This is a genomic window from Bacillus sp. TH30, assembly GCF_016650875.1.
Taxonomy (GTDB): domain Bacteria; phylum Bacillota; class Bacilli; order Bacillales; family Bacillaceae_G; genus Bacillus_A; species Bacillus_A mycoides.
Genome location: NZ_JAEKEY010000002.1, coordinates 4,670,266 through 4,691,371, shown reverse-complemented (window position 1 = coordinate 4,691,371; position 21,106 = coordinate 4,670,266). Strand labels below are relative to the sequence as shown.

Genomic DNA, 21,106 nt, shown 5'->3' with positions numbered 1-21,106 from the left:
TCCATCTTGAATTGTAGCTAGTTCAACGTGATTGCAAATTCCGAGTTCGGCGCGCCAGCAAATACAACCGATCCGTTTTTCGGCAATTTTACTTTGTTATTGCCGCTCACAACGGTAAAATTGACGCATACTCCCTTCTCATCATACACCGCGAATGAACTCTTCGATGACAACGTCACGCTCATCGTTTTCCCTGCTGTCGCTTGTGGGATCGTAAACCATTTCGCATGCCCATTTGCTTGTAGCGTAACTTTGGATGATTGGCCTGCATCAAGCGGTTTTACGTTGGATCCACTTACATATAACAATCCGGCCATCTCCATATATTCACTGCCGCCTTCTGTATAGAAATGAGTTTCCGTCGTATCACGGCCATTCATCACGGGGATCTGGAGCTGATGCGCCGCGGTGTTCGGACCTGTAATTTTTCTGCCGTCCCAATAGCCCTCCAGGCCTTCCTTGCGAGTAATTTGTGTGGTAATAAGTTTCGGTTGAACGAGATATTCAATAGAACTAAATTTCTCGTTCACGAGATAGAACTTGACGCCTTCCCGCTTCGCCCATGCGGCAGCGGTTTTCTTCGATAGCACGTTGTCTTCTAGTTTCTCGGCTAAATAGTGAGTCATCACATTTTGCCCTAAGCCTGGCGTCGATTTATATGTGCTCACCTTCAAATAAGTGCTTCCATTCTTCTCAGTGACGAAGTTGAGCTTGGAAGTACCCTTCTCATTAATAAAGCTTCCATTCGCAGTATATACATATTTTTCTTCTCGATTAGATGGTAAGAACAGTTCTCCATTCTTCGTAATTTCTATTTTGAAATGACTTTCGCTATTGCCGTAAAAGCCCGCTTTCTTCGTCACGTCTTGAGGCATCTTGGCCTTGACCGGCTTGCCAAAGGATTTGTTTGGCTTGATGTCCTTAATTGTGCCCTTCTCTTTAAGCGCGGCGAGCAGTAATTCAGTTGCCAGTAGTTGATTTGTAGAGCTTTGGCCGCCGGATGACAACACAGCCACTGCCATCTTCTGTTCCGGAAGCACGACCAGTATAGCATGTTGCAGTGTTGTATCGCCGCCCTTAGCCATGCTTTTTATCCCATATTCACTGAATGGGTATAGTTTCACACTATCCCAGCCAAGACCATAGTTGAAAATATTACCTCCATCCCCCGGCCACATTCCTTTTTTATATTCCTCTTGCTCCATCGCCTTGACTGCCTTATCAGAGAGGATCCCTTTTCCCTGTCCCATAAATAATTGTGAGAATCGTACCATATCTTCTGCCGTGGAAGAGATCCCTCCCGAACCAATCACATTCACCGATTCAATGGGAAGCTTCCCTTGGTACGCCGGAAAATAGAGTCCAGCCCGCTTATCGTCTTCCCATTTGTCCTGCGGTGTTTTCGTATGATTCAGCTGTAAGGGTTCTGTAAACCGTTGATGTATAAATTCGGTAAAGCTCATACCGCTGACTCTTTCCACCAAAATTTCGGCCAGCGTAAAGCCGTCGTTGCAGTATACCGAGAACGCGCCAGGATCCGCCTTCAAGCTTTGGTTGGACAATTGCCGCATCAAGACATCATGGGCATAGGTATCATTATCGTTAAATAAAAATGCATTACTTAACGTGGAACCTTGCAAGCCGGAGGAGTGGTTTAACAGCATACGTGGCGTAATGCGTTTGTACCGCTCGTCTTTCATCTTGAAATCAGGAACATAGTGGACGACAGGAGCATCCAAATCGACTTTTCCTTCGTCGACCAATTTCATTACAGCCGCTGTTGCATACATTTTACTGACTGAACCAATCCCATATAGAGTATCTTTGTTCAGCCGCTGTTTTCCTTCCATATCGTTCTTGCCTGTCTGACCCGACAAAATAAGTTTACCATTATCAATTAGCGCATACTGCACGCTAGTCGTCCCATAGGACTTCGTGAGTAGCGCAGCCTTCTCTGCCGCAATCTTCTCCAGTTCTTGGTTAGCAACTTCTTGGTTAGCTACAACCGGAGTCTTACTGCTTGAAGATGCTATCGCCCCTGTTGGTAGGATCATCGTTAGCGCTAATGTAGCGGCTAACACCCCAGATAGTTTATTTTTCATGAGAGAATTGCCTCCTTAGATAAGTAATCGAATTCATCACTTATTTGTTTAACTATAAAAAATATGACAAAATTTATCCGTTTTTCTTTTTTGCCTACTTGCTAAATTCAGCAAGTAAAATATTTTTAAAAGGATTAGGACTGTCAGCTCTACCCAAACTATTCCAATTGACGACCAACGTATGCTTGCCTCCAAGTTTACCTCCAACAAGAGTAGTAAACCCTAGAATGCCACCTGTGTGTCCCCATATCGAGACATCGTTTTGAAGCTTAGTTTCATAGATTCCAAGACCATATCCATCGATTCCTTCTTTTCCTGTAGGAACTGTAGTAAGCATTTGTTTTAGTTGCTGTGCTTTCAGTAATTTACCCCCGAGCAAGTAAGAGAAGAATTTATTTAAGTCGTCAGCAGTAGAAATCATATCTCCAGCTGAGCTACCTGCACTTGGGTTATAATAAGTAACGTCTTTTAGCTCACTTACTCCGTCTGGTTGGACATATCCACGGGCATGCTTGGTGCCTGGAATAACGCTTGAATTGCCAGGTAGGAATGTATTCGACAATTCAAGCGGTTCAATAATCCGACTTTCAATCTCTTCCGCATAGCTGTTTCCGGTTACTTTTTCAATAAGAATACCTAGTAATACGTATCCTGTGTTTGAATAAGACCAGCCCTTTCCTGGGGCAAAGTCTGGGGGCAGAGAAATCCCCATCTTCACTAACTCTTCAGCCGTATACGATTTTTTTGTATCCGTAAAGTCAGCGTCTTTTGACCTTGAGTATTCAGCGATACCACTTGTATGGTTCAATATCTGCCGGATAGTAATCTGGTTACCATCATATCCGTTTCCTTGAATGACACCAGGCAACCATTTTTCGATGTAATCGTCTAGATTCAAGCGGTTCTCTCCGACTAATTGAAGTACAACCGTTGCTGTGAACGTCTTCGTCACGCTGCCAATGCGAAAGCGAAAATCTGTTTTCATTGGTTTCTTGGTTTTCAGATCCGCTATCCCAGCGGCATAACTCCACGTTTTTCCACCCTCAGAAGTTTTAGCAAGTATCCCCGGGTATCCAAGTTGCAATGTATCCCGCATTGCTTGCTTGACGGAATTACGATCTCTTTGAGTGCTTGTTTGTAACGAACTAGATACATTTTGAGTGGGCTCCGCTTTTACAATTGAGGTTGGCGTTGTGTATAACAGGGAACTTCCAGCTATTAAAAGAGCCAGACTTGCAAATGTAATTTGACTACGTGTTTTCATAAGGTATTCCTCTCCTCTATTCATATTGTATAGGTGGTTGCTTGATATTTCATACTCACCACACGGCTATCATCTCTACCGATGATAAAAAGTCAACATTGAATTCGTAATCATCTTCATAATGATTATTTTTACAAGCTCCATTCTGTCCTAATAAACGGTAAATCCCTCTTTTTGCATGTATGTTAACCTCAGAAATTATTTCTTTTCCATGAAACGCTCTTATTAACTGGTTTGTTTTTCATATATAAGTTATATCTGTTCCTCCTTTCACGCCTCTTTATATTTTTATCATACACAATGAAAATCTCTTTTTTCTTACCTATTTCTTACAAATCCCTTACGTTCAAAATAGCTTCTGTGTCTCAAATCTGCCAATTAATTCTCATCAAGAAAAAACGAGAATTAAGCGAATATAAAACGATTTATATCATAAAAGATTATTTTCTACTTATTTATGAATCTCTACAAAAAGACACCAAAGAATTAACAAAGATATTGTTTCGTCTGTTTGATCTCTTACAGAAAAACGGACGAAAATCCCATAGGTATGAGAAGAAACCGTCTTTGATATCTTAGGCGTCGTATATAACCTTTCTATGCCTCACAAGCATGTAGCGTAATCCAAAAAATTAAAACCCAATAGGGTTTATCTGGTATGAAAATATTTAAAGAACTTACACTGGATCTTTAGAAAAAAGAAAAAAGCCCATCAAGCTAAGGTTTTGAAGTACCCCCTCAATGAAAATTTTCTTTCTCTACAGCTAGTTTTTTTGAGAAGTCAGCTCATTTTTTTGTTTTTGGGGTGTTTACTTTTCTTAAGTTGATGGATGTGGTCTCACCATACCATTTCGGGAAAATTGTACGTTTAGACACAATCCGGACATATTTTAAGCGTTTTCTGTACGTTAAGAGACATCTGTCCAGAAAATCTTATGTTTATGAACAGAGGATAAAACTCAATAATAGAATATTAATATTCAATTTTTATATAAAAAAATAAGCTCCGAAGAGCTTATTTTAATAATAATATCAACGCAATTATCAATGATATTATTGAAAATACAATCATAAATAATGAAGCTCAGTCATGAGCTATCGCCCTGTTACCGTCATTGCTGCTGTATAAATTGTATCTACAGAACCGTCAGCACTTACAATTTCAACTTTATAACGGTATGTTCCATTGTCGTAAATGTTTTCTCCATATCCTGTGAAAGTTGAAATTTCATCATTTGCTCCAGCTGGAACCCATTGATTTTGCCAATGGAAGAAAGTATCATATTCTCCCCAGTTGTCTCCATATTTCTTTTCGATGCTGACATTATAATGAATGTCCTCAGCTCGGTTATTTGTAATTCTTGCAATTACGTTTCCACCAAAAGTGTATTCCGTAGCGTGAACTTGAACTGTAACACCATTCACCGTTTCGCTAGGACCACAGATGTAATGACAATCTTCACTTGCTTGTGCTTCAGGTGTGTTAATGTTCATAACCGTCAAACCGCCTAAAGCTAAAGCTACTGTTAATGCAATTGTAGCTAATTTTCTCATGATAATTCCTCCTATTAACCGTTATAAGTGAATGTTTTTGTTTTTACGTATTCATTGCCAGCATAAAAAGATTTCTATGTCTCATTTTTATCACCCTTCAGCTTATATAATTCGACAAATGGTGATAATTTCCTGCAAATAAAATAAAAAAGCACTCCCGCAGGAATACTTATTCAAATTCAATTTCTGTTTTATTGTCTGATGTGAAGTATCTTATGGTTGTTTTGCCGTATTCTTGCAAGCCACTCTGCGCAACGGCGTCTTTTAACTTTGTTCTCGTTCTGTAGCCGAAATATTCTTTAATTTCTTTGGTTCTACGTTCAAAACTTTTCATCATTCGTGTTTGCTCATCTTTTGGTTGTTCTGTTTTCGCAGTTGTTTGTTGTGCTTTTGGCTTCTCTTTTTGAACCACTTCTTTTTCGCCGCAAGCCGCTAACATTGCAACCGATAAACCAACTGCTAATACTGATTTCTTCATCATTTTGATCCTCCCAATATAAATACCTAAATATTAGTATACTATGAAATTTATTGCTGAATATGAAAAAGATGCCCATTAAGGGGTACCGCCACATCGCTATCAAGCTAAGATTCTTAATTACCCCCAGAATGAAAATTTTATATCTATACAAATTGTATTACTATGCACCTCGAAGACAAGTTTTATTATCATTATGACAAGTTAACTTGTCATAATGATAATAAAACTGTACAATAAAAATATAATTAATAAGGGGTGGTTACTAATGATGCAAAAAGAAGAGATATTAAGAAAATACAAAAAAATGGGGAGAGATGAACGTAAAGAACTTATAGAATTAGATTCATCTAGTTACGGTTTAATAGCTGTGCTTGTTTTAGTCCTATTTTTTGGTTCTTGGAAATTGATGCATGGTATTAAAAGTTACGAATTAATTTCAATTTTTTCTGGTTATATAGCTAGTACAAGTTTTTATAAGTTTAAAAAATTGAAAGCACAAAAATTTCTTATTGCAAGCATCCTAGCAATAATGAGTACAATTGCAAGTGCCATAGCTTTCTTTCTGGAGGGATGATAATTGAAAGATGAATTAGTACTGCAAAATCGTTTGAAAGTAGCAAGAGCTGAGAAAAAAATATCACAGGGTGAATTAGCTGAAATGGTAGGAGTATCTAGGCAAACAATTAGTTCTATTGAAACAGGACAATTTTGTCCAACTGCAAAGTTAGCATTAGTACTTTGTATAGCACTAGATAAAAAATTTGAAGAATTATTTTATTTTTGATTAATTGGTGTACTGGGAGTCAAAACAAATCCCTATCAATCTAATTTTTTATTATCCATAAAGCAAAAAATACGCCATCCTTTCCTATGAGTCTACAGAAAGAAGTGCGTATTTTTTCATTTTAAGGAAATTTAATTTTGTTAGCTTAATAGCGATATATATGCTCTTTAAATAAGTTATTAGAATCTTGATGCTTTAAATAAAAATTTATATAAAATATAGAAAAATAGAGCTATCAAGGCACCTTGCCATAAACTTAAGTTATAAGAAAGATAAGGGTGTTTTTTAAAATACATATGTAATAATACTGATATTCCAAATGGAATAGAAATTGATAATACAAATATAATTCGGCTCTTCCAATTCATTATGAATTTAAACGAGAATTCTTTCATTACATATAAAATAATATAAAGACCTCCAATAAGAATTATGACAGATAGTGTGGTTTCCAGAATATCAAATGACACACCTTCAGTTGGATAGTTTTTTTGAAAAAACGAAGTTATTACAGCAGATATCGTATCTATTCCAAATTGAATAGCAAGTAGTAAACTAATAATAAAACCAATTGTTGAAAATTTTTCAAACATTGTTTGTTGAGGTAGGGCGGCAATTAATTCGTCACAATACGTTGGAAGATCCTCCCCAAATACATCATAAGCATTTTTTCCTTCTTTTTGAGATTCAAGAAGGTGGTCTAAAATCTCCAATAATAGTTCTTCTGATTGCCTTTCAGGAACATTTGAACAGCGAATATACACTAACATATTTCCATAAGCTAGTTCATTTTCTTCTGTTAGTAGCTTTCTTTTTTCATTATTTATTTTAGCCATTTCATCTGGTTTCATTTTGTTTTTCCCCTCCTAGTAACCGATTTACAGTTGTTGATACCATATCCCAACTTTCCTTAAATACCTCTAATTGTTCTAATCCCTTCTTTGTTAAATGATAATACTTACGTTTAGGTCCTAGATTAGAGGTTTTCAAAGTTCCTTCGATTAACTTTTCTTTTTGCATACGCAATAAAAGTGGATAAATACTGCCCTCACTTACAAACGTAAAGCCATATTGATTCAATTTGGTACTTAGTTCATAACCGTATACTTCTTCTTGTGAGATGATATATAAAATACAGCCTTCTAATACACCTTTTAGCATCTGGCTATGCATCGATTCATCTCCTTTCAGTAGATTGCTATGCAAGTTAGTATGTAGTTAGAGTGTAACATCAGGTAACTTGCTTTGCAAGTCACCTGTTAGTCTTTTTCTATTTATGTTTTGTATTACTCCACGTTGTCAGCAAATTAAAAATTGCATGGTTTTCTAAAATGAAAAAATACGCTATTCTTTCTGTAGAATCATAGGAAAGGATGGCGTTTTTGTATGTCTATTTCTGTATCTGATGAATTACAATTATTTGCTCAAGAAATTCAAAGCTTTTTATCCCCAAATATCTTACGAACTCTTGCTAGAGATGTTGGTTTTGTGCAACGAACCAGTAAGTACCAAGCAAAAGATCTAGTCGCTTTATGTGTATGGATGAACCAAAATGTCGCTACGACGTCTTTAACTCAGTTATCTAGCTGTTTAGAAGCATCAACAGAAGTACTCATCAGTCCTGAAGGACTGAATCAACGATTTAATCAAGCGGCTGTCCAATTTTTACAACATCTATTAGCTGAACTATTAAAGCAAAAATTGACCTCATCTATGCCGATTTTATCTCCATATACTTCTGTTTTCAAGCGTATCCGTATTTTAGATTCAACCGCTTTTCAACTCCCAGATTCTTTTGCATTTGTTTATCCAGGTGCAGGAGGATGCAGCCATACAGCTGGGATAAAAATTCAACTTGAGTATGATTTGTTAAATGGACAGTTCCTACATATTCATACAGGTCCAGGTAAACAACATGATCGTACTTACGGCTCTCTGTGTGCCCCAACTGTGACAGCGAATGATTTATGTATCCGAGATTTAGGTTATTTTCATTTAAAAGACCTTCAATATATACAAGATAAAGAGGCCTACTATATCTCTCGTATCAAGTCGAATACACGTATTTATCAAAAAAATTCTAACCCTAATTATTTTCAAGACGGAAGAATTAAGAAAGGTACAGAGTATATACAGATAGATATGGAGACGTTAATGAACTCCCTTGAACCAGGACAAACATGTGAAATAGCTGATGCTTATGTAGGAATGATTGATAAAGTGCCATCTCGTGTAATTGTTCATCGATTAACAAAACAACAGCAACAAAAACGATTACAAGATCAAGCTGTAAGAGAAAAAAAGAAAGGAATGACATATTCTCCTCGTAGTAAACGGCTCAGTGGTATAAATGTATATATGACAAACACCCCTACAGATATTGTCCCGATGGGACACGTACATGATTGGTATTCTTTGCGTTGGCAAATAGAGATTATCTTTAAAACGTGGAAATCATTTTTTCAAATTCATCATTGTAAAAAAATAAAACCAGAACGATTGGAATGCCATTTGTATGGTCAACTGATTGCCATTCTACTTTGTTCTTCTATCATGTTTCAAATGCGTCAATTACTCCTCATGAAGAAAAAACGAGAGCTTAGTGAATATAAAGCCATATATATGATTAAAGACTATTTTCTTCTTCTATTCCAAACAATACAAAAAGACACCCAAAAGTTATCAAAGATACTACTTCGCCTGTTCAATCTTCTACAGCAAAATGGGCGGAAATCCCATAGGTACGAGAAGAAAACAGTCTTTGATATTTTAGGCGTCGTATACAATTATTCCATGTCTCATAATCATGCAGCTTAATTTAAAAAATCAAAACCCATTAGGGTTTATTTCGTATGCAATTCATTAAACAATATACAATTAGTCTTTAAAAAATAGGTATCTTCTCACCCGAAATTGATTTTACATAAGCTTAGCTTGATGGGCATGGGGTACCGCCACATCGCTATCAAGCTAATATTTTTAACTACCCCCATAACGAAAATTTTATACATCGTTGACTATTGATAATGATACGTTATGTAGACCTCACAGATAGATATGGGCATACAGTTCTTCTTTTATGGTACACTTCAATAAAAGGGGGGGGAAGAGGTTTGAAAAAGTGGATTAAAATCACATCAACCTTAGTTATTGCTATAGCAGTTGGTATTTTTACTGGCTACAAAGTCGGTACGTATGCAGGTTCAGACGTTAAGGAAAAGCAGACTGAGAGAATTAAAGGGGAAGAGGTAATACTTGACCTCAACTCTGATCGTCATATAATCAATGCAATGCACAAAATGACTCATCAAAAAGTATTATCCCACGAAAAGCAAGGATTTATCAAAATGACTCCAGAAAACATCGAAAAAGTACGTCAAGCGATTGATGAAAGTAATAGTGGAACCTTACAACATAAAGAACAGTACCTTAAGATTTTGGTTCGTTGGTATGAAGGCGATTTCTCTCAATCGGTTGAGGAGCATAATTTATTATGGGAATGGGACAATAGCAGCACTGGTAAAGCATACGAATTAGCGACACCGGAACAAGAAGAAGCATACATTTTAGAACAAGCGAAGTCTGAAAAACAATAAAGGGGTATCGTCACCTCGCTATCAAACTAATAAAAAGAAATGCCCCCTAAAATGAAAAAATACGCTATTCTTTCTGTAGAATCATAGGAAAGGATGGCGTTTCTGTATATTGTTACAAAAAGAATAGCGTTTTTTTCGCTTTATAAATACAATTTCTTTTTCAGTAAAAAATGTGGGTGGTCCCCCTCTAATACCCCAGAAGGAAAAGAAGAGTTTGAATTCTTTAACGTACAAGGAGTTCCATATATCATTGTAAACGATCATGAAAATAACACCCCAAAAATCAATTCTTGGATTCAGCACTCAATCATTAGAAGAGGCTATTTTATAATAATCATCCCAAAAAAAGAAACGAACAAAAATGTTCGTTTCTTTTTCATGGTGTTTAATGCTCAAGAAAACTTATAACCGCATAAGTATATAGAACGACTAGAGCAAAGGCACATATTCCCATAATTATAATCGCTAGTGCGCTTTTCTCTTGTCTAAACCCTATAATTCCAAGAATAAATGCACTCCACATTGTTACCTTAAGCATTGTAGAAAGGTTGGGAATTGAATATCCACTCAACCAGGTAGAGAAACTTACAATTACGGAAAAAGAGAACAAAGTTAGAACAATAGATAATATATTAATGTGCTTCCCATACTTCAGTTGCATTTCGCTACCCCCTTTTCTTTTCATTAGTGAATAATAGGTAGATGACTATATTTTTATTTTATTCTAAATTTTCTTGAAAATCGACAACGAAAAGAAGAGGTTGTCCCAAAAGTCGCTGAATAGTTACTTTTGGGCAACCTCTTTTCTTTATTTTTTACTTTCCTCTAGTTTAGAGATACTTGCTTCTTTTTCAGGTAACGTATCAACAAAATCCTTTTGAGATTTTAATAGGTCAGATTATTGTATCCAAGCCTTAAGATCATCTAAAGATTTACGGGCTTCTTTTTCACTTCTTCTACAAATTCCCATGTCTCTCCGTTATCTTTTGATTGATAAAGTGCACTACTATCGCCATTGTAGTCTCCATCTGCCCCTTGTCCCACTAACATATTAAAAACCCCATCTTTCTCATATGGCATACTAGGAGAATCAAAAGGACTTATTGTGGACTGTGTATGATCTAATTTGACTTCATGCGGCGGATATTCTACCTTTTTGAAAGATACCCCCCCATCATCTGTGCGATATAACTCTCCCTCATTACCAGAAGGTCTAACTGCTCCTAAAAACCCAAGTTTATCATTTATAAAAGTGATTCCTGATACACTACCAATCCCCCTATTAAATGGGTCTGGATTGATAACCTCCCATGTTTCCCCTTCATCACTAGTCTTGCTTAATGAATAAAAGGCGCTCCCTAATGCTTTATCTGTCATATTTAGTTTATAACCAACTTCTTTTGATAGGAAAAACTGTTCTTTTTCATTCTTTAAATCTTGTTGTTTCTTCTCTTTAAGCCTATCTTCATTTGGAGGCGTCTTTGATTTACTCCAACTTGCGTCACATATTAAGTTATATCTAGCAGGTACTAGCTCTTTCTCTTTTCCAGGGACAAATATAGATACAGTATATCCAATGATTTCAGAAGCTGCTTCTTTCAGAAGCTGCTTCTTTAAGACTCTGCCCCTTACCATCCTCAGTAATATTAATAATCCCCTCTGTATTGGATCCCCAATTTCTTTTTCCATAATAAATCAACCCATACTTACTTTCATTCCACTTTCTAACCGTTTGCTTAACTGGAATCGCCTTAACCGTTTTAATTAAAGGTTCTACTAATTTATCATCATCATAATCAGGCTTTGCATACCCGTCTCGTATTATAGTAATATCTTCTGATTTCTTCTTATTATAAGAGATTAAATAAGTTTCTTCTTTCCCATCAACATTTTTCCCATAAACAAATGTATCAAACTCTGTGATTGTTCCATCTGAATGAAATGTAAGATCAAAATCAGTTGCCATATACAATTTCTTTGGCAAAGGATGTTTTTTATTTATATCTTCAAAAATACCTTCTACTCCAGATTCATATATATTATTATGTTTAAGTTTAACTGACCTTTCATGTTTTAACCTTTCTATAAACCATGCCAATTTGCCATTGTAATTTATTGCACTTTGATAAATCTGCATCCCATAAAATGATGTAATTGCAACAATAATGATAATAGAAATGGATCTCCATGCTATTGAATTAGTTAATTTTTTAGATTCATATTCTCTATTTTTTATCACCCGCATTGTAGTAAATGTAATCATGGATATAAAAAGTACTATACATAATAACAAAATGTAAATATTATAATTCATCCTTCCGTACTTACAGTATAAGGCTAACTCATAACAAAAAATGCCGTATACAATTATTAGTATTGGATTTGTTACTAATGACAGAAGTAACTTTTTTGCATTTTCCCTAAATATAGAAATCACTCCTAATTACATGAATTACTGATATTAAGTATACTTTATTGTAAAGTAACAAAAAAGCTATTTAATCTTGCCGCCAAAAATACAATAGACATCTGTCTATGTAAATGGCAGTTGTCTATTAAAGCCGTTTAAAAATCTAGTTGTTTCATAGACAATGGATTTTTGAGTGAATACTAAAGTTGCTTCATTTGGGAGCCAAATAATGAAAATGAACCCTCATAATAAACATAACAAATAGAGTATTTGCATTTAAACTCTATAAAACTCAAATGTATTTTTTTCTAGACATATTGCTTCATCGGAATTTTTGATAATAATATCAAAACATTGACTGTATGGATGCATAAACACTTCGTACTGAATCCGACGTTCTGCATGAGACCGCCTTAAATAATTGATATCGGCTCTCCTTTCAGCAATATCGCGGCTAGACCTTCTCATTAATTCTGTTTCACCATCTGCATAGAAGTAAATTTTTAAATCAAATAAATTGGGATTAATAAATGCGACACTCATTCCTTCTACAATCATTAGTTGAATAACCTAAGGCTGCTTCGGTAGCCATTTTTTTGTACCAACTGGCAGTTTAGTTTTCAATATGTGAAAAGGGATTTCTAAGTGATTAATTGAATATATATTTATTGTTTACTAATTTTTGAGAGGCTCCATTATGGGAGATAAACTTTACTGTATTGCTATCAAGTTCTTAATGAAGAAAGACTAAGAGCTTCGCACGGTTCTGTAATAACTTATAGTAATGCTGTGACAGGATCTCCTATTAGTGAGATAGGGTATTTTTTAATTTATTTATCATAATAACGTACCACGAAATTGCAACTCTCGTCCTCAAGAATTATTTCTTTTGGGTGAAAGTTTTTTTATTATATAAGTTTCATTCTGTCATAATTTAAAGTTTTCGAGAGGAGAAATGATATGAATTCTATTTTATTAGATGTTCCGTTACAAATAGAAACAGACAGACTGATTCTTCGAGCACCACTTCAAGCTGGTGACGGGAATGTCGTACACCAAGCTATTAAGGATTCAATTAATGAGTTAAAACAATGGTTGCTTTTATTTCAGTCAATTCCTACTGTTGAAGAAACGGAAATTCTCCTGAGAAATGCCCATATAGATTTTTTGAAAAGAGAAAGCTTTCGCTATCTTATCTATCATAAGGATACTAATGATTTTATTGGAACTGCTAGCCTTCACGGAATTAATTGGAAAATTTCTAAATGTGAAATTGGATACTGGATTAATACGCAATTTAGTGGCAATGGATATATGACAGAGGTAGTAAGTGAGTTAACAAACCTTGGATTTCAGTTACTCAAATTTAGAAGGATTGAAATACGCTGTGAATCTAATAACACTAAAAGTCGTGCGATCCCTGAAAAACTAGGTTTTGAGCTTGAAGGGATATTACGTAATGAAGATCTTTCAGCTGACGGTAAAGAACTAACTGATACCTGCATCTATGCAAAGGTACATTAGATTGAAATTTTAATACTCAATTGAGTCTGTGTACATAGTTTATTCCCCTTCTAATCCATTATTGTGATTTGTTTAGAACTATAGTACATCAATATATTTAAAATGAAATGTACTGAAATGGTATATTCTATTGTTACAATCATTTTATAAATAAATTACTTCATGAAGTTATAAAATTAGGACCGTACATATTAGACATATCTAAAATGTACGGTCCTTTTGTTTATTAGTGGTTCACTTATCTAACCTAAAGATAAGTATGTGGTCCTTTTACAATTTGAATTTCTTTGTAAGCTTCTTATATTTTCTATATGAACGTCGAACAATGTTTAACATGAAATACGGTATTTTAACAGGGAAAGGCAATTTATAAATGAAAGGCAAGTAAAATGTAAAATATGCCTTTTCTAAGTCTCTCCACTTACTATCTTCTTTTGTTTTTAAGAAATCAGATACATCGACTACATATCCCCTTCCATTTTCCATCATCACATTTTTTCCGTGAACATCACAAGGAGTTAATCCTTGCTCCCTTGCATACTCTATAGCTTCATTGATATCAAGGATTACCTGCTTAGGAATTTTAATCCCCTTATGGATAGCATCGTATAAGGTAATTTCTTTTAAACGTTTCAATACTATGAAATTTTCTCCTTTATATATAAGATTCGAATAAGAAGGATGATTTCCGATTCTTCGGTATACTTCTGACTCTTTTTCAATTCCTTCTCCTTCTCGCGCGTAAACTTTCACTACCCAATCTTTGTATTCTTTGTGCATAAATACTGCGGCATAATTACCTGTCCCTAAACACTTCCAAAGTCTAGGAATATCTTTAACTACTATAGGCTCGAATTCATCCTCACTTCTTATGCTTACCTCTTTTAATAATTCGTCCTTTATCAATCTCACAAAACTATTTATATTCATCATTCCCACTCCGGTTTTGCTACAAGGGGTACTACCCCATACCCATCAAGTTAAAAAGTACATTCTTCCCTAATACGAAAAAAATGAGCAGACTTCACTAAGTAACTAACTGTAGCGAAATAAATTTTTCATTTAGGGGGGTACTTCAAAACCTTAAAATGGATATTCTACGCAAATATATATTATTGATACAATAAGTTATGTTAACTTCATATAATTATATTATACAAAAACTCAGCAAATACCGTTACAAAAAGTGTACAAGCCATATCTACTCTCTCTAAATAGTTTATTGCGAATCTATTTTAAGGAGAATTCTTACATCACAATTTCATAAATCTAAGGTTTCAAACTATTCATTACGAAAAAAAGACCGTATCACTACGGTCCTTTTCTCGCTCTTATGCAAACACTATGACTGTGTAACTTTATTAGAAACAAGTAGTTTTTCAATACATATAGGTAACATATCTAATAACGTTTCAAATGCGTAATTTACGTCCAGACGCTCCGTCCATTGATGTGCATCTTTTCCTACTGGTCCCATATTTAATACTGGAACGTCAAACTCTTCTAATTCCTCTAGTGGAATCGAATAACCTTTATCCCATAATGGCATATTGTCGACAAGAGAACTCATTGAATCCAATGGGTTTTGTAAGCCAACATAGCTTAAATCTGAAATTCCTCCAAAATAATTTTGGTTTTCAAATGTAATGCTATGATTATAGTGGGCATACTTTTCCATTTCTACAACTACCTCTTTAATTAAAGGATTGTTGCGTGAACTCACAGCTGGATAGTATGGCGGCGCAAAGAAAAGTACAATCATTGGAGCCTTTTCTTTACATAAGATAGATAATTTGTCTACTAAATCAATAGTTACTGCACGATCATCTTTATCTTCTCTATTTTTTATAATATCGGATTGAATTTCATCTATTTTTTCTCTTCCATGTTGTTCAATTGCATAAGTGATAAGCTCTTCATACGTTAATACATTTACTTTAAGATTCGGCGGTATGAACGGATTATACTTAGAAAAATGATACGCTCGCTCCTCATACGATTCTTCGATTTTCTCTGCTACTTTCGTTACTTTTTGGCGTAACAATGAAACTACATCTGTCATCGTTTTTTCTAGTAAAAACAAATTAAATAACGTGACAGCACGATGAGGAATTTGCACAGAATAATCCTCCTTTAAGTCTCTTTGAAGCAAGTTAGTTGGTGGAGGACTCGCTTCACCATCTACAATATCACAAAGGTCCGTATTCAACTCTAATTCAGCTGTTAATAATGCAGCCATATAACTCCCATTTAATCCTGCAAAAGGTTCGCCTACATGTGTCTCTTTTCCATAGCAAAGGAAACCAGGTAACACCTTACCAATAGAACCAGTATAAATGTACTTATTTTGGTCACCAGGATGTCTTGAAAACATAGGCTCTGAATTTAGGACCGTTTTATACTCTAAGTCATGTTCTTTTGCTAAGTCTAATAATCTTGGAACAGCAGCTCTCATCCCTACAGAGTTCACTTCTTCATCTGGAACAGCCAATAAAAGAACATTCCCATCAAATCTTCCTTCACAAGCTTGCTCAACCATCGCCATTTGTAAAGTTAGACCACATTTCATATCCATTGTTCCTCTACCAAAGAGCCAATCTCCTTGTTCTATATCTTCACGTACATGATCTGGTAACTCATCTTTATGAGAATAAAACATAGATGTTAATTTTTTAGGGTTAAATGCATCTTCTTTCCACACTCCATAATCCTGTACATCTACAACATCAAAGTGACTAACAAGAATTACAGTATTTTTCGTACTATCACTTTTCTTTACTAGGGCTGTAACAAAATATCGTCCATCCCCCGTCGGATTTTTTTGTAAATGATGCGGATTTTGTTTGAAATACTGTAAGTCAGATAATTGTTCTACAACAAAGTCTGGCAATATAACTTCAGCTTCTGAACCTGTAATACTAGGAATTTCAACAAGATTGCTTAATAATTGAACCAATTGTTCTTTAGATTGCCACTTTGACATATAAATCCCCCTATTTTTCCGCATTATGAAATTCATTTCCAATATATGAATAAAAAATGACGACAGCTATCAAAATTATAATTTTGCCGTTTGGTAAGCTTATGGTTCTTTTCATTTGCGGCAAACATATGCTTCCAAGATTTGAAGAATATGTTTAATATCGCTTTTAAATAAAGTCACGGTGTTTATTTAAAAGACGCGATGTTTTGTCCCTTTAGATCTGTTTATCTAAAGAGAGGTTTTTATAGTGAAAAGAAAATCTGAACTGAAAGACGGATTAAGAAACTGCTGAGTAGCAATAAAGTTACTTCACTAAAGGGCAAGATTGTTGAGGAACGTTTCCAGGCAATTAGATTATTCAAGTTTGAATAGATCATTGAGATTGTGAAGGTTTTTTACTTAAACTAACGGGGCAGTAATACTCAATTAAAAATAATGGTAAAGTTAGTGAAAAGAAGAAGGATTAAAAATCGTATAGATTCATTGTAATACATTTTAAGTTTTTGTGTGGCGAGGTATTTGAGAAGTAAGAATGATTTCATCAAAAAAACATTGAAGCTCCAACGGGGTTTTATATGACTATTTTTCCAGACCCAATTTAACATCATAACAATTATAAATAAACAATCTATACTTTTGGTTAGATTGTTTATATAGTTTGATTGACAGCATCAGGGCTAGTCATAGCAATCTACTCGATACATTGTACGAGCTTGAATCAAAAATTGAACCAAGAAGTCGTTATGGATTTATACATGGGGAACTCGGCCCTGATCATGTATTAATTAATGACAAACTAGAACCTTATTTGATTGATATCGAAGGAGCCGAGTTCTTTGATATTGAGCATGAGCACAGTTTTTTGCAGTTCCGATTTGGGGATTATTATCGATATTTAAAGAATGATACTCTCGACCCCAACAGGATGTTATTCTATCGATTCCATCATCATATATCCTTAACTTCAGGCGGGTTGAGATTGCTTCACAGAGGATTTCCGAATCAACAATTTGCAAAAGATCTTACCGATCACCATTCCCGTTGTGCACTGCGTTTTATTGAAGGTTGAACTTATGTCATTAAAAATTTAAAGATAGATAGGAGTTAAATACGATGATAAAAGGTTTCGGAGGAATATTTTGGAGAACTAAAAATCTTGATGTTATAAAAAAATGGTACAGTGAAGTGTTGAAGATTGAAATAGAAAATTGGAACGGGACTGTGATTAAACCCGAATTAGGAACTGAGACTATCTTTTCTTTCTTTGCCGAGAATGATAGTTATTTTCCTACAGAACAACAAGTGATGTTAAATTTCCAAGTACATAATCTAAACGAGACTATTCAGCATCTTGAACAAATTGGCGTACCTCTTGAAAAGAAAGAAGAGATTAGTGAATTTGGAAAGTTTATTTGGATTAAAGATCCTGAAGGGCGATTGATTGAGCTTTGGGAGAAATAGTGGATTTTAATCATTTGCTATTATGCTAACAGATGCTTTAGTTCAATAAGGTAAATAAATTACAATCATCTTGAATGTCTGAATTTTCCGTAAATTAAAGGTTATCCCCCAAACAACCTCGAACATTGTAATAAACATACATAAGGAGGTTGATCTATTTTGTTTCGTTCATTTACAAATGGATGTGTTGCCCTTGTGCAGCGTTTCTTACCAGAACCGTTTATTTTATCATGTTTATTAACTGTTTTCGTTATCTTCTTCGGCATGTTTGCAACGCACCAAACACCGGTCGAAATGATTACGCATTGGGGCAATGGCATTTGGGGACTTCTCGCCTTTTCTATGCAAATGGCTCTTGTACTCGTGACAGGATCTGCATTAGCAAACGCTCCTCTTATTAAAAAAGGATTAACGAGAGCAGCGAAATTACCGAAAACAAATGGACAAGGTATTATTGCTATTTCAATCGTAAGTTTACTAGGAGCATACGTAAACTGGGGATTTGGTATTGTTGTATCGGTTTTATATGCAAAAGAAGTGGCCAGACAGTTAGAAGGATTAGATTATAGGTTAGCAATTGCTTCTTCCTACTCTGGATTTCTCATTTGGCATGCAGGCCTTTCTGCTTCTATCCCTCTTACGTTAGCAACTGGCGGCGAAACGTTAATTAAAACGACAGCTGGAAGTATTAAAGAAGCGATTCCAATAACAGAAACGTTATTCTCACCATACGCACTCGTGCCAGTTATTATTTTTCTCGTTACGATGCCTCTCATTAACCGGGCCATGCATCCAGATGAAAAACATACGATAACTGTAGATCCTAGCGTATTCCATGAAGAAGCTGCCGCTCAAGAAGTAGGGAACAATACGTTCGCTGAAAAAATGGAAAATAGTATGATTATTACACTTTGCATCGGATTATTAGGTCTTATTTATATTTTTAACTATTTTAGTACGAAAGGCTTTAACCTTACACTTGATATCGTTATTTTTATGTTATTAATTGCCGGTCTTATTTTCCACCGTACTCCGATTCAATATATTCGCGCTTTCTCTGACTCAACTAAAAGTGCTTCAGGTATTTTACTTCAATTTCCGTTCTATGCTGGAATTATGGGGATGATGATTGGAGTAAATAGTGAAGGTCTTTCGCTTGGAGGAGCTATTTCTACTTTCTTTATTAGTATTTCAAATGAAACCACATTCCCGCTCTTTACATTTTTAAGTGCTGGCATTGTAAATATTTTCGTTCCATCTGGAGGCGGTCAATGGGCAGTGCAAGCACCAATTATGATTCCAGCTGGCGCTGAACTTGGTGTACCTGCCGCGAAAACAGCGATGGCAATTGCATGGGGCGATGCTTGGACAAATTTAATTCAACCTTTCTGGGCATTACCGGCATTAGCGATAGCTGGTTTAAGCGCGCGTGATATTATGGGATTTTGTGTTGTTAACTTACTATATGCAGGATTTATCATTAGTCTATGTTTCTTATTTATTTAAACGAAAAGCTAGTTTTATACTAGCTTTTTTATATAATAAATCATTCGTTATCTATACAGCTTATTACCTTCCTCCACTCTACCTCTGCATGATTTAATGCTTCATATGTAAACAAATCTTCACATACTTTTTCAATCATATGAGGATTGTTCTTAAGGAAATTCCACTGCAATACTTTAGGAAGAACATACGTTTCATATTCTTTACTTCCCTTTATTACCTCATCAACTTCTCTTTCACAAATCCCTCTTATTAAATAATCATTTCTTAATTGTATTTGAATTTGTTGAAACGTTTCGCTGTATTTCTTCAATTGGACTAAACAATTAATATACGTACGCAAAAGTTCGTCATCACAATTGCAACACTTTATAATACGATCGATTTCATTCATAATGTACGAGCCGCTTCTTCTATTTGTAACAGCCATTTTTCACGCTTCTCTACTTTACTCGTTTTCACAGATTGAAAAGCAGAACGTTTTATATCGCGAATACCACAAAAACGTAAAACCCCTCTTTTCATCATAATCCAATCCGCTGATCGATATAATAGGGCCACGTACCATAACGGTGAGTCTAACGTATTAATAACCCATGCTTTCTTTCCTTTAAATAAGCCTTTCGGTAATGACCCCTCATATTTATAAGCAAATCCAGCTATAAAAATACGATCGATAAATCCTTTTAAAATAGCAGGCATGCTCCACCACCATATCGGATATATGAAAAGAAGAATATCCGCTTTCTGCACTAATTCTCTATATCGCTTCGTCTCTTCTTCATTTAGTAAATCACGTCTTTTCTTCTCTCCATTAAATACAAGCACTGGATCAAATTGTTCTTTATATAAATCAAGTAGCGTAACAGAATGATTTGTTTCCTCAAGTCCTTTTTGCACATGCTCTAAAATTGCCCCATTAAAGCTTGAAGGATTAGGATGAGCGTATATAATTAGTACGTTCACTACAAAACAACTCCCTCTTTAGTTAAAGTTTCCCCTTCTTTAACATCTTCTCTACGATTTGCACATTTTTCGAACTTTGTAACAAACGATTTAATACTGTTAGTAACTCTTCTTTTTCTAAACCGTTCAGTTTCTCTTTAACCGTACTCTCACCAGCACCTTGAATTTCATACACAACTGCCGCCATATGTTTACAATAATTTTCGTACGGACACTCGCAACTACTTTCTGCAAAATCTTCAAGATCAATAACCACTTCATAATTTCCTGCATTACCAGTCACAAAAGCAAATACTTTATTATCATGTACTTCAACATCTTCTACATGTCCCTCTTCATAATATTCATAACCTCTATCAACAATATATTTCGGAATATACCTATGTAGTTCTTTTAATAAATATGCGTACATAACAACACCTCTTCCTTTAATTCCCTTTTGACTTCCAAAATCCTGCATGTTATTCTAATAACT

Annotated in this window: 19 protein-coding genes and 4 pseudogenes; 9 read left to right on the top strand and 14 right to left on the bottom strand. The window is 35.1% G+C overall.

What is annotated here, in order from left to right; genetic code table 11:
• Positions 1-17: 17 nt before the first annotated feature.
• Positions 18-2,102: a serine hydrolase domain-containing protein gene (locus JFU20_RS26270; protein ID WP_002167987.1), complete on the bottom strand. Its 2,085-nt coding sequence runs from the start codon at positions 2,100-2,102 to the stop codon at positions 18-20.
• 94 nt (positions 2,103-2,196) lie between these two features.
• Complete coding sequence (locus tag JFU20_RS26265; RefSeq protein WP_201039065.1) at positions 2,197-3,366, bottom strand: serine hydrolase domain-containing protein; 1,170 nt, start codon at positions 3,364-3,366, stop codon at positions 2,197-2,199.
• A 366-nt stretch (positions 3,367-3,732) separates the two neighbouring features.
• Between JFU20_RS26265 and JFU20_RS26260 the strand changes: the two are divergent.
• Positions 3,733-3,989 (top strand): annotated as a pseudogene (locus JFU20_RS26260) (IS4 family transposase); the annotation flags it as partial.
• 472 nt (positions 3,990-4,461) lie between these two features.
• Here the strand turns inward: JFU20_RS26260 and JFU20_RS26255 are convergent.
• Entirely contained in the window at positions 4,462-4,920 is a 459-nt protein-coding gene (locus tag JFU20_RS26255) for a hypothetical protein (RefSeq protein WP_002017124.1), read from the bottom strand.
• A 169-nt stretch (positions 4,921-5,089) separates the two neighbouring features.
• On the bottom strand, positions 5,090-5,401 hold the full coding sequence (locus tag JFU20_RS26250; RefSeq protein ID WP_002017122.1) for a hypothetical protein: 312 nt from the start codon (positions 5,399-5,401) through the stop codon (positions 5,090-5,092).
• Between the two features lie 268 nt (positions 5,402-5,669).
• Here JFU20_RS26250 and JFU20_RS26245 point away from each other — a divergent pair, with 268 nt between their 5' ends.
• Both JFU20_RS26245 and JFU20_RS26240 read left to right on the top strand, forming a co-directional pair.
• Complete coding sequence (locus tag JFU20_RS26245; RefSeq protein WP_201039216.1) at positions 5,670-5,975, top strand: DUF6442 family protein; 306 nt, start codon at positions 5,670-5,672, stop codon at positions 5,973-5,975.
• 3 nt (positions 5,976-5,978) lie between these two features.
• Positions 5,979-6,185, top strand: coding sequence for a helix-turn-helix transcriptional regulator (locus JFU20_RS26240; protein ID WP_000651002.1), 207 nt, complete (start codon positions 5,979-5,981; stop codon positions 6,183-6,185).
• A gap of 179 nt (positions 6,186-6,364) precedes the next feature.
• Here the strand turns inward: JFU20_RS26240 and JFU20_RS26235 are convergent, their stop codons facing one another.
• A complete protein-coding gene (locus tag JFU20_RS26235; RefSeq protein ID WP_201038474.1) occupies positions 6,365-7,036 on the bottom strand; it encodes a hypothetical protein in 672 nt (223 codons plus the stop codon).
• On the bottom strand, positions 7,023-7,358 hold the full coding sequence (locus JFU20_RS26230) for a PadR family transcriptional regulator (protein WP_002191906.1): 336 nt from the start codon (positions 7,356-7,358) through the stop codon (positions 7,023-7,025). Before JFU20_RS26230 ends, JFU20_RS26235 begins: the two co-directional genes overlap by 14 nt.
• Positions 7,359-7,571: 213 nt before the next feature.
• On the opposite strand from JFU20_RS26230, the gene JFU20_RS26225 reads away from it, so the two are divergent.
• Together JFU20_RS26225 and JFU20_RS26220 are read left to right on the top strand one after the other, a co-directional pair.
• On the top strand, positions 7,572-9,002 hold the full coding sequence (locus tag JFU20_RS26225) for an IS4 family transposase (protein WP_201038473.1): 1,431 nt from the start codon (positions 7,572-7,574) through the stop codon (positions 9,000-9,002).
• A gap of 296 nt (positions 9,003-9,298) precedes the next feature.
• Positions 9,299-9,781 (top strand): PRK06770 family protein, encoded by a 483-nt coding sequence (locus JFU20_RS26220; protein WP_002128240.1) that lies wholly within the window; start codon positions 9,299-9,301, stop codon positions 9,779-9,781.
• 385 nt (positions 9,782-10,166) lie between these two features.
• On the opposite strand, the gene JFU20_RS26215 is transcribed toward JFU20_RS26220, so the two are convergent.
• The 3 genes and pseudogenes from JFU20_RS26215 to JFU20_RS26205 all read right to left on the bottom strand — a co-directional run.
• Entirely contained in the window at positions 10,167-10,442 is a 276-nt protein-coding gene (locus JFU20_RS26215) for a hypothetical protein (RefSeq protein WP_002084476.1), read from the bottom strand.
• A 263-nt stretch (positions 10,443-10,705) separates the two neighbouring features.
• Positions 10,706-12,218: pseudogene (locus JFU20_RS26210) on the bottom strand (WD40/YVTN/BNR-like repeat-containing protein).
• 249 nt (positions 12,219-12,467) lie between these two features.
• A pseudogene (locus JFU20_RS26205) lies at positions 12,468-12,755 on the bottom strand (hypothetical protein); the annotation flags it as partial.
• 396 nt (positions 12,756-13,151) lie between these two features.
• Between JFU20_RS26205 and JFU20_RS26200 the strand changes: the two are divergent.
• Positions 13,152-13,715 carry a GNAT family N-acetyltransferase gene (locus JFU20_RS26200; RefSeq protein ID WP_002013946.1) on the top strand — a complete coding sequence of 188 codons (564 nt, stop codon included), beginning with the start codon at positions 13,152-13,154 and terminating at the stop codon, positions 13,713-13,715.
• Positions 13,716-13,985: 270 nt separating this feature from the next.
• On the opposite strand, the gene JFU20_RS26195 is transcribed toward JFU20_RS26200, so the two are convergent.
• A complete protein-coding gene (locus JFU20_RS26195; protein WP_002013945.1) occupies positions 13,986-14,654 on the bottom strand; it encodes a protein kinase family protein in 669 nt (222 codons plus the stop codon).
• Positions 14,655-15,057: 403 nt separating this feature from the next.
• A complete protein-coding gene (locus JFU20_RS26190) occupies positions 15,058-16,698 on the bottom strand; it encodes a M20/M25/M40 family metallo-hydrolase (RefSeq protein WP_002013944.1) in 1,641 nt (546 codons plus the stop codon).
• 640 nt (positions 16,699-17,338) lie between these two features.
• Between JFU20_RS26190 and JFU20_RS26185 the strand changes: the two are divergent.
• The 3 genes and pseudogenes from JFU20_RS26185 to JFU20_RS26175 all read left to right on the top strand — a co-directional run.
• Positions 17,339-17,767: pseudogene (locus JFU20_RS26185) on the top strand (aminoglycoside phosphotransferase family protein); the annotation flags it as partial.
• 44 nt (positions 17,768-17,811) lie between these two features.
• Positions 17,812-18,159, top strand: coding sequence for a VOC family protein (locus JFU20_RS26180; RefSeq protein ID WP_002033235.1), 348 nt, complete (start codon positions 17,812-17,814; stop codon positions 18,157-18,159).
• 159 nt (positions 18,160-18,318) lie between these two features.
• Positions 18,319-19,665, top strand: coding sequence for a short-chain fatty acid transporter (locus JFU20_RS26175; RefSeq protein ID WP_002013939.1), 1,347 nt, complete (start codon positions 18,319-18,321; stop codon positions 19,663-19,665).
• A 40-nt stretch (positions 19,666-19,705) separates the two neighbouring features.
• On the opposite strand, the gene JFU20_RS26170 is transcribed toward JFU20_RS26175, so the two are convergent.
• The 3 genes from JFU20_RS26170 to JFU20_RS26160 are packed head-to-tail and all read right to left on the bottom strand — an operon-like array spanning position 19,706 to position 21,043.
• Positions 19,706-20,059, bottom strand: coding sequence for a hypothetical protein (locus JFU20_RS26170; RefSeq protein ID WP_002165385.1), 354 nt, complete (start codon positions 20,057-20,059; stop codon positions 19,706-19,708).
• A complete protein-coding gene (locus JFU20_RS26165) occupies positions 20,056-20,631 on the bottom strand; it encodes an NAD(P)H-dependent oxidoreductase (RefSeq protein ID WP_002165384.1) in 576 nt (191 codons plus the stop codon). Before JFU20_RS26165 ends, JFU20_RS26170 begins: the two co-directional genes overlap by 4 nt.
• 22 nt (positions 20,632-20,653) lie before the next feature.
• Positions 20,654-21,043 (bottom strand): SWIM zinc finger family protein, encoded by a 390-nt coding sequence (locus JFU20_RS26160; protein ID WP_002165383.1) that lies wholly within the window; start codon positions 21,041-21,043, stop codon positions 20,654-20,656.
• Between the last annotated feature and the right edge of the window lie 63 nt (positions 21,044-21,106).